Annotated in this window: 15 protein-coding genes; 7 read left to right on the top strand and 8 right to left on the bottom strand. The window is 33.1% G+C overall.

Annotation, left to right across the window (positions count from 1 at the left end; genetic code table 11):
- Positions 1-6: 6 nt before the first annotated feature.
- The 6 genes from DCO46_RS05815 to DCO46_RS05790 form a co-directional block, all read right to left on the bottom strand.
- Positions 7-1020 carry an OmpH family outer membrane protein gene (locus DCO46_RS05815; protein ID WP_116751621.1) on the bottom strand — a complete coding sequence of 338 codons (1014 nt, stop codon included), beginning with the start codon at positions 1018-1020 and terminating at the stop codon, positions 7-9.
- Between the two features lie 42 nt (positions 1021-1062).
- Entirely contained in the window at positions 1063-3822 is a 2760-nt protein-coding gene (locus tag DCO46_RS05810; RefSeq protein ID WP_116751620.1) for an outer membrane protein assembly factor, read from the bottom strand.
- Positions 3755-4495 carry an isoprenyl transferase gene (locus DCO46_RS05805; RefSeq protein ID WP_116751619.1) on the bottom strand — a complete coding sequence of 247 codons (741 nt, stop codon included), beginning with the start codon at positions 4493-4495 and terminating at the stop codon, positions 3755-3757. Before DCO46_RS05805 ends, DCO46_RS05810 begins: the two co-directional genes overlap by 68 nt.
- A gap of 4 nt (positions 4496-4499) precedes the next feature.
- Positions 4500-5183: a DUF6089 family protein gene (locus DCO46_RS05800; protein WP_116751618.1), complete on the bottom strand. Its 684-nt coding sequence runs from the start codon at positions 5181-5183 to the stop codon at positions 4500-4502.
- Positions 5184-5356: 173 nt separating this feature from the next.
- Positions 5357-6241, bottom strand: coding sequence for an NAD kinase (locus DCO46_RS05795; protein WP_116751617.1), 885 nt, complete (start codon positions 6239-6241; stop codon positions 5357-5359).
- Positions 6242-6340: 99 nt separating this feature from the next.
- Positions 6341-7000, bottom strand: a complete 660-nt coding sequence (locus DCO46_RS05790; protein ID WP_116751616.1) for a CBS domain-containing protein — start codon at positions 6998-7000, stop codon at positions 6341-6343.
- Positions 7001-7116: 116 nt separating this feature from the next.
- On the opposite strand from DCO46_RS05790, the gene DCO46_RS05785 reads away from it, so the two are divergent.
- Positions 7117-7830 (top strand): pyridoxine 5'-phosphate synthase, encoded by a 714-nt coding sequence (locus DCO46_RS05785; RefSeq protein ID WP_116751615.1) that lies wholly within the window; start codon positions 7117-7119, stop codon positions 7828-7830.
- A 99-nt stretch (positions 7831-7929) separates the two neighbouring features.
- Here the strand turns inward: DCO46_RS05785 and DCO46_RS05780 are convergent, their stop codons facing one another.
- Positions 7930-9060, bottom strand: coding sequence for a hypothetical protein (locus DCO46_RS05780; protein WP_116751614.1), 1131 nt, complete (start codon positions 9058-9060; stop codon positions 7930-7932).
- A gap of 218 nt (positions 9061-9278) precedes the next feature.
- Here DCO46_RS05780 and DCO46_RS05775 point away from each other — a divergent pair, with 218 nt between their 5' ends.
- The 6 genes from DCO46_RS05775 to clpX all read left to right on the top strand — a co-directional run bounded on the left by DCO46_RS05775 (position 9279) and on the right by clpX (position 15314).
- Complete coding sequence (locus tag DCO46_RS05775; protein ID WP_116751613.1) at positions 9279-10043, top strand: alpha/beta fold hydrolase; 765 nt, start codon at positions 9279-9281, stop codon at positions 10041-10043.
- A gap of 144 nt (positions 10044-10187) precedes the next feature.
- A complete protein-coding gene (locus DCO46_RS05770) occupies positions 10188-11117 on the top strand; it encodes a sterol desaturase family protein (RefSeq protein ID WP_116751612.1) in 930 nt (309 codons plus the stop codon).
- Between the two features lie 89 nt (positions 11118-11206).
- The gene (locus DCO46_RS05765) at positions 11207-11551 is read left to right on the top strand and encodes a phage holin family protein (protein ID WP_116751611.1); all 345 of its coding nucleotides are present in this window, start codon (positions 11207-11209) and stop codon (positions 11549-11551) included.
- Between the two features lie 118 nt (positions 11552-11669).
- A complete protein-coding gene (locus DCO46_RS05760) occupies positions 11670-12992 on the top strand; it encodes a trigger factor (protein WP_116751610.1) in 1323 nt (440 codons plus the stop codon).
- A 238-nt stretch (positions 12993-13230) separates the two neighbouring features.
- Positions 13231-13905, top strand: coding sequence for an ATP-dependent Clp endopeptidase proteolytic subunit ClpP (clpP, locus tag DCO46_RS05755; RefSeq protein WP_116751609.1), 675 nt, complete (start codon positions 13231-13233; stop codon positions 13903-13905).
- A gap of 176 nt (positions 13906-14081) precedes the next feature.
- Complete coding sequence (gene clpX, locus DCO46_RS05750) at positions 14082-15314, top strand: ATP-dependent Clp protease ATP-binding subunit ClpX (protein ID WP_116751608.1); 1233 nt, start codon at positions 14082-14084, stop codon at positions 15312-15314.
- 211 nt (positions 15315-15525) lie between these two features.
- Here clpX and DCO46_RS05745 read toward each other — a convergent pair whose 3' ends face one another.
- The gene (locus DCO46_RS05745) at positions 15526-16491 is read right to left on the bottom strand and encodes a GlxA family transcriptional regulator (RefSeq protein WP_116751607.1); all 966 of its coding nucleotides are present in this window, start codon (positions 16489-16491) and stop codon (positions 15526-15528) included.
- Positions 16492-16608 lie beyond the last annotated feature (117 nt).

Genomic DNA, 16608 nt, shown 5'->3' with positions numbered 1-16608 from the left:
TATTAATTAATTATTGGTCGTATTTGTTTTTTGTGTTTGGGCTTCTTTTGCTTTTTTCGCCGCTTCTCTTTCTTCTAAAATTTTCTTTTTTCTCTCTTCTAATTCTTTTTTACGTTGTTCGTAAAGTTTTTGTCTTTCTTCTGCTTTGTTATCCGCCGGAGTTACAGGCTCAGTTGTAGTAGCCTTTTGTTCCGTTGTTGCAGCAGGTTTTGACGTGTTGTCTATTTTTGTTGCTTCTGTTTTTGCTGGTTCAGAAACCGTGCCATTTTTTTTGGCTTCTCTTTCTTCTAATATTGCTTTTCTTCTGTCTTCGTATTCTTTCTTCTTAGCTTCTTGTTCGGCTTTTCTGTCCTGAATTAATTTTTCTCTTGCCGCTTTTCTGTCATCCAGAACTTTTTGCCTGTCTTTCATTGCCGGATTTTCATCAATGGCGTTCTCAAGATTTTCTTTAGCTTCCTGTTCTTTCAATTGTTTTTTAGTCAATTGTTCACGTTTTTCTGTTCTGTTCAGAATTCGTATAACCTGATCACTAATATCAAATCTTTTATTACTGAAAAGCATTGTCAAATCTGATGATCTGTCAAAAATAAAATCATAATTTTTTGCTTCTGCAATATCCTGAACTGCTGTAAAAACCTGATCCTGGATAGGTTTTGCCAAAGCAGCTTTCTGTCTCATTAAATTCCCATCGGCACCAAACTGCTTCTGTTGGTAGTCTAACATTTCAGTTTCCTGAAATTTAATTTCAGTTTCCCTCTCGTCAATAAGCTCTTTGGTGAGCAAAGCTTTTTCAGTGGTAAGACTTTCTTTGAGTTTATTTATTTCTATTTTTTTAGCCTCAATTTCCTGTTTCCATTTTTGAGCTTTTAACTCAAGCTGTGCTTTTGCTTCTTTATAATCGGAAACGTTTTCCAGAATATACTCCATGTCGATGTAGCCAATCCTTGTCGTTCTAGTCTGAGCCTGACTTGTATTTGCTACAATCAAGGCTAAAAATATAAATAAATATAGTTTTCTCATAACATAACTTTATTTGATGATTTTTAACCAAACGTAATTTCTCTAAAATTGTTGTCCAATAATGAAATGTGTTTCCCAACCATTTGCCTTATTAGTCACAGATCCTGGTAAAGCATCGAAACCATAACCAAAATCGATACCCAATAATCCAAATGCAGGCATAAATACACGTAGACCAACACCAGCTGAACGACTTAAATCAAATGGGTTATATTCTTTAAATGTCGGATATGATGAACCTGCTTCTAAAAACGTTAAGGCATAAATAGATGCTGACGCTTTTAATGTAATTGGATAACGTAATTCCATAGAGAATTTGTTATAAATAGTTGCTCCAATTTGCTCTCCGTTAGAATTTACCGGTGTCAACGAGTTGTTCGGATAACCTCTTAACTGAATAGTTTCTCTACCATCCATAGAGTAGTTAGCTATTCCGTCTCCTCCTAAATAAAAACGTTCAAAAGGTACAACACCACGTGACTGATCATAAGCTCCTAAGAAACCAAATTCTGTTAATGTTCTTAATACCAGTTTTCCGTAAACTTTAGTATACCAGTCAGCTTTAAATTTAACTTTATAATATTCTAACCAGTTATATTTTTTCTGATCGACTTTTCCCTGATCTGTATCTGCACTTGCATAATCCGAACCTACACTGCTATATAAAGCTTGTCCGTTAGCATTATATCCAGTTACCTTTACATAATCACCGTTGTTCAACGGTTTACCATCTGCACCGTTTCCAGATACTCCTGTATATTGAGTTTTGTATTCTTTTTGATTTTGTAAATCACCATAATCAATACCATTAAACAATGAATATGGAGGAGTAACTTTTGCTGAAATACTAAACTCCGATCCATAAGTTGGGAAAATTGGATTTACCCCTTTATTACTTCTTGAAATTCCAATTGTATAGGCTAAGTTTCTTGAAGCACCATTACCAAAAGTAAATAAACCTGTGTTATAATTATTTAAATCATAATGTTGGTAACTTACTGATTGTGAAAGAACAAAATAGTCATCAGGCACAGTTAATCTTTTTGCTAAACCAACTTGTATTGTAAAAATATTAAAACTTTTGCTTCTGTCAACATCTCTTGTTATATAATTGTTTAAGAACTGTTTACTGTATGAAATAGAAGAACTAAATTGTACAGGTTTTTTTCCTCCAAACCAAGGTTCTGAAAACGATACACTATAAGTCTGGAAGTAAGTACTTCCCTGTAAACGAAGCGAAACTTTTTGTCCATCTCCCATAGGTAATGGCTTATAAGAATCTTTTTTGAATATATTTTTGGCTGAGAAATTGTTAAAAGACAATCCCAGAGTTCCAATAAATCCGCCTCCGCCATAACCTCCCTGAAGTTCTACTTGGCTTGAACCTTTTTCAACTACATGGTATTCAATATCAACAGTTCCGGCAGCTGCATCTACATTTTTGAATTTAGGGTCAATCGCTTCAGGATCAAAAAATCCTAATTGCCCAATTTCACGTATAGTTCTTACTAACTGTTCTTTACTGTATTTTTCACCCGGTTTAGTCCTTAATTCACGATAAATAACACGGTCATTTGTTTTGTCATTACCAACAACTGATATTTTATTAAAGTAAGCAATCGGACCTTCTGTAACTCTAATCTCAAAATCGATTGTATCATTAACCGTTTTTACCTCTACAGCATTAATATTTGAAAACAAATAACCATTGTTTTGGTATAAGTTTGTAATATCTTCTGCATCTGGTTTTGTTTTGTCTGCAATTCTTTTTTCAAGTAAAACTCCATTATAAGTTTCACCTTTTTTAATTCCTAAATAACGGTTTAATAATTGATCAGAATAAACAGTATTTCCTAAAAACTTAATATTTCCAAAGTAATATTTGTTCCCTTCTTCAAGATTAATTTTAATGGCAAGCATATTTCTTTTCTTGTCATAGGTAACAGAATCGTAGATAATACGTGCATCACGATATCCTTTTTCCTTATAGGTCGCAATTACTTTCTCTAAGTCAGTTTTATACTTTTCAGGTATAAATTTTGATGCCTTAAAGACGCGAAGTATATTTTTTTGTTTGGTATCTTTCATGGCAGCTCTAAGCTTGCTGTCACTTAGCTTAGTATTGCCTATAAAGTCAATGCTGCTAATTTTTACCTTATCACCTTTATCAACCCTTACAAGCATATTTACCTGATTTCCGGCAGTGGTATCAGGAGTGTTTGTAATGGTAACTTTAGTGTTGTAAAAACCATCTTTTTTATATTTGTTTTCAATATAATTCTTAGTGGTTGTAATAAGGTTCTCGTTTACAATTTTATTTTTAGTTAAATTGTTATCCTTGATTAATCCTTCTACTTTACTCTTTTTAACCCCAACAAATTTAACTTCATTTAATTTAGGAAGTTCGACAATGTTTAAGTCTAAATAGATACTATCGTTATCAATTTTATTTACATAGAAAGCAATTTCGTCAAAAAGGCCAAGTTTGCCTAGTTTTTTAATAGCTCCACTAATTTCCTCTCCGGGAACTGCTATTTCCTGTCCCTTTTGAAGACCCGAAAAAGTAACAACCGTTTGCTCATTGAAGCTTATTTTACCAACAACAGAAACTTTAGCAAGAATATATTTTTTTCCTTGATCAAAAGGAACTCTCTCTTGTGCTTTTATTTGTGAAAAACTACCCAAAAGAAGTAGGGTAAGGACTATCTGTATTCTTTTTTGTAACACTAAAAAATTATTTAATTTGTTCACTGGTTTTTCCAAATCTACGTTCTCTTTTTTGATAACTAATAATAGCCTCATATAAATCCTGGTCTTTAAAGTCTGGCCACAAGACATTAGTAAAATATAATTCTGCATAGGCAATCTGCCACAACAAAAAGTTACTTATTCTATGTTCTCCACTTGTTCGTATTAATAAATCTACATCAGGTAAATTTTGCGTGTAAAGATGCTCATTTATAATTGAATCGTCAATAGTGTCTAATGAAATTATATTATTTTTAACTTTATCACTGATGATTCTTACGGCATTTACCAATTCTTCTCTCGATCCGTAACTTAACGCCAGAGTTAAGGTGAGGCGAGTATTGTTTTTTGTTTTTTCAATAACGTCTAAAAGCTCTTTTTGAGCTGTTTTTGGTAATTTTTCAAGATTTCCAATCGCATTTAACCTGATGTTATTTTCCTGTAAAGTTACAAGCTCCTTTTTTAATGAATTAATTAATATTTTCATTAAAGCTTCTACTTCTAATTTGGGGCGGTTCCAGTTTTCTGTAGAAAAAGCATATAGCGTTAAATACTCAATTCCAAGTTGAGCACAGGTGGTAATGGTTTTTTTTACAGATTTTGTTCCATTTTCGTGGCCAAAGGCCCTTAGAAAGCCTTGTTGTTTTGCCCAACGGCCATTCCCGTCCATAATAATGGCCAGGTGTTTGGGTAAATTGGTTTGGTCTATTGAGTCTAGTAAATTCATTTTATTATTCTGCACAATAGCAAGGTTTTTTTCCGAAAGTATACGTTAAAGTAAGACCAGAGAAAACATACCAGTCATTGTTGTTTATATTTCCAAAGCGTAACGGCGCTAAATTTCCATTGCTGGGATTGCTTCCGTCAATATCGTCAGTAAAAGTGTAGCGGGCTCCAACTTCGGCTGCTAAAATTAAATGAGGTGTTACATTTGATTTTATACCTAATATAATAGGTATGGCAAATGAACTTGAATTTTTATCTTTTTGTGTCTGCCCTCCCGATATATATAATTCGTCATAGTTGAAATAACTCAGACCTGAATATATATAAGGTGTAATTTTTGGATGATAATCATGAAGATTAAAATCAAAAAAATTGAACTCTAAACCGGCAGAAAGTTCTTTTATGTTGTTTTTAAACTTATAACCTCTCCTGCTTCTGCCTGTTTCGTCAGAATCAAAATCATTTCCTACTACATTAGATTGTGTATAGGAGAAGCGGTAAGAATGGCGCGGACTTTTATTCCATTTATATAAAATACCGAAAGCTGGTTTTTCCGGTGCAATATAAGTCGTGCTTCCAACATCACCTACAAAGTTGCTTCCGCCCAAAAATACACCAATCTCATTAATCTGAGCGTTTAGTGTAATGAAGGGTAAAAAACATAACAATAAATTAAAAATTTTCTTCATTTAATTCAAAATTGCGTGCAAATATAATAATTCTCGATACGAATCAGCGTTCCTTTAGTTAAATGTGCTTTTTTTTCAATTTACAATATGATTTTGAGACATTTACTGATGATTCGATACATGCAAAACGGAAAAAAGTACTATAATCGTATAGTGTTAGATCAGAAAAGAGATTAATTTCTCTTGTCTTCACCCCAAAGTAATTTATTTCTCAGGGTTTTCAGGAAAGTTTCGCCTGGAATCTCCACCATCTTTATTTTGAAATCTGTTTTTTTTATTGTTAAAACGGACTCGTTTTTTACAGATGAAATTCTTGAATCTAATGAAACCAGATATTGATCTTCTCTTCCTGATACACGAAGCTTTATTTCTGTATCGTCAGGAATAACGAGCGGTCTGGCAGTTAAGTTATGTGGTGCAATTGGAGTAATTACTAAACTTTTAACATCCGGAGTCAATAATGGCCCACCGCAGCTCAAAGAATATCCTGTAGATCCTGTTGGGGTCGAAATAATTAGTCCGTCTGCCCAGTAAGAATTGAGGTATTCATTATTCAGATAAGTTTCTACAGTAATCATCGAGGTGGTATCTTTTCTGCTTACCGTTACCTCATTCATGGCAAAATTTAATTCTGCAATACTATCAATTTCCGGTTCACAAGTCAGGCTTAATAAAGTTCTCTCAGAAGTAGTGTAATTCTTTTCAATTACAAACTGTAAAAAACTATCAATATTTTCTTTTTGTACAGTGGCTAAAAAGCCCAGTCTTCCTGCGTTTATTCCTAAAATCGGAACGCCTGAATTACGAACCAGGGTCGCCGCTCTCAAAAGAGTACCGTCGCCGCCAATACTGATTAACATTTCAAAACTATCATCTAATGAAGTGCTTGGTGAAAAAGTGTTGTATTCTTTTTCAATAAGCTCTTTTTCATAAAGCATTTTAAGAAAATTTTCTTCAATAACCATTTCAACATTGTTAGATTTGAAAAACAAAAAAATGTCCTTAATGATTGGTTCGGTACTGTTTTGATAATATTGTCCGTAAATGGCTACTTTCATTCTTTGTTAAATTAGATAATTTGTCAATGTGTCAATTAGATAATTGGGAAATGCGAAAATTATCTAATAAACAAATTTTCTCATTGACACATTCTTAATTTATATGTTAAGATATTTGTCTAAATAGTCAGAACGTTCCTTTAAACTGTTAATGTAAGTGTCTTCCTGATGTTCAGATATGATTTCATAATTATATCTTCTAAAAGTCTGGATGATCTCGTTCATGGCTCCTAATCCGATTTTTATTGTAATCTGAACATTTTCCAGATCAGCTTCAGAGATAAAACAGCCCAGCACTTTTCCGTTGTTACTCTCTACAATCTGAGTAACCTGACTCATAGAATAGTCTGTAATTCCTTTTTGAACGATAATTATTCCGCCCTGTTCCTTTAAAAAAGTAGTTTCCTTAAAGAATTTCATAATATCCTCCATTTCATAATACCCTATGTAGATATTATTTTCATCAAGAACAGGAATTATATTGGTGTGGTTTTTGGCGAAAATTTCTAAAACATCCAGCCAGATCATTGATTTTCGGGTAAAAAAGCGCTCTAAAGTATATTTATAATCAATAGCTTTTTTGTCTATATCAAAAGTCTCAACGTCATCAGAAGCAATACTTCCAATATAAATGCCATTTTCCAGGACAGGGAAATGAGAAAAATTTAAATCGGCAAAAAAGTCCTGAACCGACGCTATCGTTTCCTGGCTGTCGATTGCTCGAAAATCGTTTGTGATATAGTTGGTAATTTCTGTCATAAATCAATTGTAGATATTTGTTGCAAAATAATCAAAAAATAGCAAAAACCGCTACGTTTTACTTTGTATTTTTGTCGTAACAAATATAATGTTACTAGAATTAATTATCTATTTATATGACAAAGTTAAGTGTAAATATCAATAAAATTGCAACTCTAAGAAATGCACGTGGCGGAAATGTTCCTGATTTGTTAAAAGTAGCAGCGGATATTCAGAATTTTGGTGGACAGGGAATAACTATTCACCCTCGCCCGGATGAGCGACATATTCGCTATCAGGATGCAAGAGATTTAAAAGCCATTGTACATACAGAATATAATATTGAAGGAAATCCGCAGCATAATTTTATCGATCTGGTCTTAGAATGTAAGCCAGATCAGGTAACGCTTGTTCCTGATGCCATTGGTGCTATTACCTCTTCTGCTGGTTGGGATACGATAAAAAATCAGGATTATCTGATTGAAGTTATTCAGGAATTTCAGAGAAACGGTATCAGAACTTCAATATTTGTAGATCCGGTTTTGGAAATGATCGAAGCAGCAAAAAAAACAGGAACAGACAGAATCGAATTATACACTGAAGCCTTTGCTCATCAATATGGTTTAGGCAATAAAAACGGAATTGACCCGTATGTAAAAGCGGCAGAACTGGCAAACGAATTGGGTTTGGGAATAAATGCAGGTCATGATTTAAGCCTTGATAATATTCAGTTTTTCAAACAAAATATCCCGGGACTTCTGGAAGTTTCCATAGGGCATGCCTTAATTGCAGAAGCACTTTATCTTGGTTTGGATAATGTTGTTAATATGTATTTGAACAAATTGAAATAAGATTTCAATAAATTATTAGTTCAAATAAGATCAAAAAAAATCTGGGTTTTACGCCAGATTTTTTTTTGATTGTAAGTTTCCAGACAAAAAGTGGAAAATTTATAGGTCAGTTTTCAGGTTTATTGAAAATACAACAACACCATTTGCAACTGCTTCAATATTTCCTGAATCATTAAGGTTTATATATTGTAAGTTTCCTACTGGTATGTTTGGTCCGATAGTTTTTGAAACATTGCCTTTGTAAAGTAATATAATATTCCCTCTTACTTCAAGATATACATTTGAAGAAGTTACATTGCTAAACTTGATATTTGGAGTAACGTGACCCAGGTCTCTAAATTCTGTGTTGCTATATAGCACTAATTTTCCTGATCTTATATATAAAGTATAATTTCCATTTGGAGATGTCAACCTGCTGGTTGTCGTCACTCTGTCACCTGGGTATAATTTAGATTTTACAGGAAACGGAAACATTTTTGCAATAAACATTTTGTCTGTAATTGACAAAGCAGAAATAAAAGGAATAGAAAATCCATTTGTTGTAAAAGAAGCCGGGAAAGAATAAGTCATTACAGAAGAATCATCATATGGCGTATAAGTATTGTAAGAAGTGGTTGGCAACGCATTAAATATCTGACTGTCCACCAAATCTCTGTTCCATCCAATTACATTTTGATAATAATCATAAACAACAGGTTTGTTCCATTGAATATTAGCAGCCGGGCTTTGATTTTCATGTTGAAGACCTAACAAATGTCCAAATTCATGTAATGTAATACCTCTAATAATTTCATCTGTAGCGTTTGGGTTGCTTAATTGTCCAAAATTAATTGATTTTCCAAATGTGTAATTGCTTCCTGTCTGAAAGAAAATTGCAGCATCAGATTCGTCATTTGTTCCAACATAAACAAAATTTAAATTAGCAGCAGATGTCCATTCACTGGCATACTCTTTAATTTTATTCTGAAGCTCAACAGAACCGCCTACGAATCGAATTCTTATGGTTTGGCCTGTAACCCAGTTGTTATTGTTTTTAAATACAGCGTGGCCTTTTGAAGTTTCACCTCTGTTTTCTGTTTTTTCTAATGTAGTACAAACAGGGAATTCCTTTTTCAATAAATTTTCTTTATTGATTAACTGTGTCTCATTATCTGATACATCATCGCTACCGGAGCAGGATGTTACAAATTGAGAAATTACTAATGAAAATAAAATGATTTTTTTAATCATGGTTTTGGGTTAAGGGGTTAAAATTAAATAATAAAATCAAAGTGTAATTTTGATTTTCACGGCGCGAAGGTATTATTTTGAATTCATTTTCTGCATAAAAATATATAAATTGTATGTTTTTATTTAATAAATAAACTTCAGGTATATCTAGTGGCTTGTTCAGGAAGTAAATTGCCAGATAAGTTTTTTATATTTGTAAAATAAAACGATAATAATAAATGCTGTATTCAAAAATAGAAGGCGAAGGAAAACCATTCGTCATTATGCACGGATTTCTCGGAATGTCTGATAACTGGAAAACGTTGGCAGGACAATATGTAGAAGCCGGTTTTCAGGTTCATATTTTAGATTTAAGAAATCACGGCCGTAGTTTTCATTCTGAGGAATGGAGTTATGAAGCGATGGTAAAAGATGTATTTGACTATTGCCAGGCAAATCAATTGACCAGTATTGATCTTTTAGGACATTCGATGGGAGGAAAAGTCGCAATGCTTTTTGCAACAACTCATCCGGAAATCGTAGATAAGCTAATCGTAGCAGATATCGGCCCTAAGTTTTACAAACAACACCACCAGGATATTCTGGCAGGACTAAATGCAGTTGATTTTTCTGTAAAGCCAGGCCGAAATGACGTAGAGGCAATCGTAGCAGAATATGTGTCTGATTTTGGAACCCGTCAATTTCTTTTGAAAAATTTATATTGGGCAGAACCGGGGCAATTAGCTTTCCGTTTTAATCTGGAAGTATTTAATAACAATCTCGATGCAATCGGAAAACCTTTGGCAGACGGTTTGATTTTTGGAAAGCCAACATTATTTATCCGCGGAGGAAATTCAGGATATATATTAGATGAAGATATTGATCAGATACGTCAGCATTTTCCGGATTTAAAACTGGAAACTATCCCAAATGCAGGGCATTGGCTTCATGCCGAAAATCCGAAAATGTTTTTTGAACTGACAACTCAATTTTTGAAAGAGTAGCTTTTTTAAGATTTTGTTTTTGTTCGTATTGTGTAAATTGACAATACATTAAATAATATAAAAATTGAAAAAAGAAAGAATTTACTTACTTTTAAATATTGAAATTCATAAATTTGCTTTGTGAATTTTAATGTTTATTGTTTAATGGATTTCAATTTTTATAATTTATTCGATGAAAATGGTGTAGGATTGATTTATTTGTATTCTTCTCCATTCTTTGCCCTTTTGATTTTGGTCGAAATGCTCTTTAGTCATTTTGGTAAAAAAAACCTGTATACTAAAAATGACGTTTTTGTAAATGTCATATTTGCGGTATTGAATTTTGCATTAGATCTTATAATGAAATCTTTTGCTTTTGGGGTTATGTTCTTCTTTTTTCAACACCGCATTGTTTCTTGGAATACACAGATTTGGTATTATTGGGCTGCTGTTTTTTTACTACAGGATTTTGCTTATTATGTATTACATGTTGTAGATCATAAATCCCGTTTTTTTTGGTCAGTACATATTACGCATCATAGTTCAGAATACTACAACATTTCTACCGGATTCAGATCACCTGTTTTTCAGCCGCTTTACCGCTATTTGTATTTTTCTCCTTTGGCTTTTTTAGGGTTTAATCCCTGGCATATTATGGCGGCTTATGCATTGTTTCAGGTTTATGGAACTTTGGTTCATACACAAAGTGTAAAAAGTATGGGAATTTTTGAATGGATTTTAGTAACGCCATCGCATCATCGGGTGCATCATGCCAGAAATATCAAATATTTAGATAAAAACATGGGAATGGCCTTAATAATTTGGGATAGAATATTTGGAACTTTTCAGAAAGAAGAACCGGAAATACCCGTAAAATTTGGAATTTACCCAAAGCCAAAAAATGATGGTGCTTTTGAGAATTTGTTTTACGAATGGAAAAAAATGTGGAAAGATATTAAGCAACCTGGAATTGGCTGGCAAAACCGATTAAAGTATATATTTTATGCTCCTGGCTGGAAACCAAATGGACAAGGTAAAACGGTAAAAGATTACCAAAGAGAATATCAATTGAAACAAAACAGCATACTAAAGTAACTCAGATTTTAATTCAATAACCATTTCTGAATAAATGTAAGGTTAGATAAAAAATTATTACTTTTATTAAAATTTTAAAAGAAAAAGTTATGAAAATAATACTTAGACTCCTTGTTACAGCAGCACTGGTTTTGTTAATAGCGAATATTTTGTCAGGAGTTCATGTGGCAAGTTTTGGTACAGCTGTAATTGTTGCAGTCGTTTTAGGATTGCTTAATCTTTTTATAAAACCAATATTGGTTGTCCTTACACTGCCTGTAACGGTTATTACTTTGGGCTTGTTTTTATTAGTGATTAACGCAGTCATTATTTTGCTGTGCACAAATATTGTGGGAGGTTTTAAAGTAGATTCCTTCTGGACAGCTTTACTATTTAGTGTAATACTATCTGTTCTTCAGTCTATTACTTATAAAATATTAAGAGACGACAAATAAAAGAAAACACAAAAAGGATTAAAAATACCTTATAAATACAATAGGTTAAAAACTTGGTTGGGTTGCAAAAATTTTATAATTTTGCAACCCAATTTTATTACGTAAATTAAAGAAGACGATGGATATTAAAAGAGTAGCAAAAGACGCTGTGAATGAAACAATTGTAATGACAGTTGTTCACATGGATTATAAAGGTCAGGTAGCAAAAAGAATAAACGAAAAAATGCCTTTGGCAACCGTTAAAGGTTTTAGAAAAGGACAAGTTCCTAAAGATCTTGTTGAAAAACAATACGGAAAAGCTATTAAGCAGGAAGAAGTTAAGAAAGTAGTTGATTTGGCTTTAGAGCGTTTTGTTCAATCTGAAAGATTAAATCTTTTAGGAACTCCTCTTGCAAAAGAAGACGAAAACTTTGATTGGGATGCTGAAGAATTAACTTTCGAATACGAAATTGGTTTAGTGCCAAACTTCGAAATTGATCTTGAGGCTAAAAACAATATCGTAAAATATATTGTTACTGCAGATGATAAATTAATCGACGGACAAGTAGAACGTATCCAAAAACAATTCGGTAAAGCAATTCCTCAGGACAAAGTTGTTGCTGACTCTGATTTGACAGGAACTTTCTCAAATGAAGAAAAAGGGATCAATAATACAACTACAATTTCTGTATCTGCTTTCAATAAAAAAGCAGGAGACAAATTCATTGGTAAAAAAGTTGGAGATGTTGTTACAGTAAGCACAAAAGGTTTATTTGAAGATGATCACCAATTAATGGATTACTTAAAAGTAGCTCATGATGATGTTCACGGTTTAGATATCGAAGTAAACTTTACTATTGAAGCAATCAACGGAGCAGAATTAGCAGAATTGAATCAAGATTTATTTGATAAACTTTTTGGTGAAGGAAAAGTAGCTTCTCTTGAAGATTTAAAAGCGAAGATTAAAGAAGATGCTGAATCTCAATTTGCACAACAGGCAGATCAAAAATTATTGATGGACGTTCAGGATTTCCTTATCGAAAACACAAAATTTGATTTACCGTCAGAATTTCTTAAAAAATGGTTACAAACTGTTGGAGAGAAAAAACTTTCTGCAGAAGAAGCTGAAGTTGAATACGCAAGATCAGAAAAAGGTTTACGTTTTCAATTAATTGAAGGAAAAGCAATGGCTCAAAGTAACATCCAGATTACATTTGACGATTTGAAAGCTTTTACAACAAACGCTATCAAACAACAAATGGCTCAATTTGGACAAACAAACCCAACTGACGAAGAAGTTCAGGGAATTGTTGCCAGAGTTTTATCTAACCAGGAAGAAGTGAAAAGACTTTCTGAGCAGGTTGTAGCAGCTAAATTGTTAGATTTGTTTAAAGAAAAAGCAAACCCTACAACTAAAGAAGTAACTTATGAAGAATTTATTGCCGCTTCTTACGGAGAATAATTTCTAAAATAATTATATTTGAGCGTCAAGAGATTTTTTCTTTTGACGCTTTTTCTTTTGTTTCAGGTTTCATGTTGTTTAGTTTCAAGTTAACTACACATCAAGCATACAACTTGAAACCTGAAACAAAAACAAACCTGAAACAAAATAAAAGAAGACAAATTGACATCCTTTTGAAATAGGTATAACCTTTGATGGAAGAATATAAAGATAAACGTAAAACTTAGAACACTTAAATATGAACTACGGTAAAGAATTCAAAAAATTTGCTACAAAGCACCAGGGAGTAAACGCAATGTACTATGACAAAATCGTAGCAGCGATGAACCCAACTAACATGACTCCATATATTATAGAAGAACGTCAGCTGAATGTTTCTCAGTTAGATGTTTTCTCAAGATTAATGATGGACAGGATTATCTTTTTAGGAACAGGTATTGATGATCAAATCGCAAATATCGTTCAGGCGCAATTATTATTTTTAGAAAGTGCTGACGCTTCAAAAGACATTCAAATTTATCTAAATTCTCCTGGAGGAAGCGTTTACGCTGGTTTGGGGATTTATGATACAATGCAATACATTAAACCGGATGTAGCAACAATCTGTACAGGTATGGCAGCTTCTATGGGAGCCGTTTTATTATGTGCCGGAGCTGCAGGAAAACGTTCAGCATTGCCACATTCAAGAGTAATGATTCACCAGCCATCGGGAGGAGCACAAGGTGTTGCTACAGATATGGAAATCAACTTACGCGAAATGTTGAAACTGAAAGATGAATTATACAATATTATCTCTCAGCACTCAGGACAAACTTTTGAAAGAGTACACAAAGACAGTGAGCGTGATTACTGGATGAAAGCTGACGAGGCTAAAGAATACGGAATGATTGATGAAGTTTTAAAAAGAAGCTAAAAATTAGTCTAAAGTTTTAGGTTTCAGGTTTCAGGTTGCAATCGTTAACCTGAAACCTGAAACATTTTAAACCTGAAACAAAAAATATTAAAGTTAATGGGGTGCTAAGTTTTTGAGCTTTAAATCATAAAATCTCAGAAACTTAGTATCTTTGCAACTTAGCAACTAAATAAGGAATGGCAAAAGTAGTATTAGAATGTTCGTTTTGTGGAAGAAAGAAGCCAGAAACTAATTTATTAATTGCAGGTATCAATGCACATATTTGTGATAAATGTATTGAACAGGCACACGGAATTGTATTAGAAGAATTAAAATCAAGTGGAAGCACAAAATTAGTTGGGGACTTAATTTTAAAGAAACCAAAAGAAATCAGAGCTTTCTTAGATCAATATGTTATTGGACAGGACCAGACAAAAAAAGTAATGTCGGTTGCGGTTTACAATCACTACAAACGTTTAATGCAACAGCAACTGGACGATGAAGTGGAGATTGAAAAAAGTAATATCATTATGGTTGGCCAGACCGGAACAGGAAAAACATTGGTAGCAAAAACTATCGCAAAAATGTTAGACGTTCCTTTGGCTATTGTTGATGCAACAGTTTTAACAGAAGCAGGTTATGTAGGTGAAGACGTTGAAAGTATTCTGACACGTTTATTACAGGCTGCAGATTATGATGTAACCAAAGCCGAAAGAGGAATTGTATTTATTGACGAAATTGATAAAATCGCCCGCAAGAGCGATAATCCGTCAATAACGCGTGACGTTTCGGGTGAAGGTGTACAACAGGCATTATTAAAATTGTTAGAAGGAACAGTTGTAAACGTACCGCCAAAAGGAGGACGTAAACATCCCGATCAGAAATTTGTTGAGGTAAATACCCAAAACATCCTGTTTATTGCAGGAGGTGCTTTTGATGGAGTAGAACGTATTATTTCTAAACGTTTAAACCGTCAGGCAGTTGGATATTCTACTTCAAAAAATGTAGATAATATTGATAAAGACAATTTATTGCAATATATTATTCCAAAAGACATCAAAGATTTTGGATTAATTCCTGAAATTATTGGCCGTCTTCCGGTTTTAACACACATGGATCCTTTAGACAGAGAAACATTGCGTGCCATTTTGACTCAGCCAAAAAATGCTTTAATCAAACAATATCAAAAGTTATTTTTGATGGATGAAGTAGAATTCAGTATTACTGATGAAGCTTTGGATTTTATTGTAGATAAAGCATTAGAATACAAATTAGGAGCTCGTGGATTACGTTCTTTATGCGAAGCAATCTTAACTGACGCAATGTATGAATTGCCAAGTTCAGACGATAAAGTTTTGACAATCGACAGAGATTATGCAGAACATACTTTAAATAAAAATTTATTGAAGAGAATGGAGATTGCTTCTTAATTAAGTAATCTTTTCAAAATAATTAAAAACCTGTTCATTTAGTTGGACAGGTTTTTTTATGGAGTTGTAAAAATGAAATTTTCTTTTTAGCCCTGATCGGAACGGCATCCTTTTGTTGTGGTCCCGAAGCCTCGGGAGACAACAAAAGATATAGTGTAGAGCAGGACGGGTGGTTCTTATTAAAACAAATTTTTTCTGCTTCTGATAAAAATTACTGCACTCTGAACTTCTCCCTATATTCAATAGGCTTCATTCCGACCATTTTATAAAATACTTTTCTAAACGCTTTGGGATCGTTATAACCTGTTTTTTCGATAATTTCAGAGATAGAAAGCTGGGTTTGTTCCAGATACTTTTTTGAGCTTTCAACCCTGATATTCTGTAGATATTCAATTGGTGGAATCCCTGTAACTTGTTTAAAACGACGTGTCATGTTTCGTGCACTCGTCGGAATATCTTTGGTGATTTCTTCCAGTTTTTCTATTGTGCTGTAATGATTTTCTATTTTCTGCTGCAACATAGCAACCAAAGTATCATTGTGTAAATGATTCGGTCTGAAAGTGCTGAAATAACTTTGTTTGTATCTGTTTAAATCAATCGAGAAAATCTTGGCAATCTGAACGGCAATTTCGTTTCCGCAATATTTCTGAACCAAAAGAATCAGTAAATGAAAAGTCGATGTTGACCCGCCACTTGTATACAAACTGCCATCTGCCGTTAAGGTTTCTTCTGATTTTAATTTTACCAGAGGAAAAGCTTTTGTAAAAGCACTGCAGGCATCAACATGGGTTGTGGCCAGTTTTTCATTTAATAAACCGGAAGCAGCAAATAAAAAAGCACCAGTGCAAAAACTCGCCAGTTCGGCTCCTGACTTATGATGTTCCTGAAGCCACGGAATAAACTTTTTATTCTTGGCAATCATCTCGCTCATATTATCTGTTGTAAAAGCTGGAATCAGAATAAGATCTAAAATTTCTTCAGATTTTTCTATGGACTTAACTTCATAGCCAAATAATTCTTTCTCGCTAATCTGTTCTGAAGACTGAAAAATCATAATATCAAAAGGTTTTTCGTCTCCTTTATATAGTTTATTAGCCGTTTCAAAAACTTCTAAAATAGCTGCTATGCTCAATAATTTATAATCGTGTGGTACGATTAAACCTGTTTTCTTGCTCATGATTTTTGCTTTTTCAAAAAAGTTACTTCTTACAAAAATATATAATTTGTCTTAAATGACCCTAAAAATGACTTTTATTGTATTATTATGGATTGTTTAAAATTTTACATTTGTTTT

It is taken from the genome of Flavobacterium sp. HTF (assembly GCF_003105115.1).
Classification (GTDB): Bacteria; Bacteroidota; Bacteroidia; order Flavobacteriales; family Flavobacteriaceae; genus Flavobacterium.
This window is presented reverse-complemented; position numbering and strand designations above follow the sequence as displayed.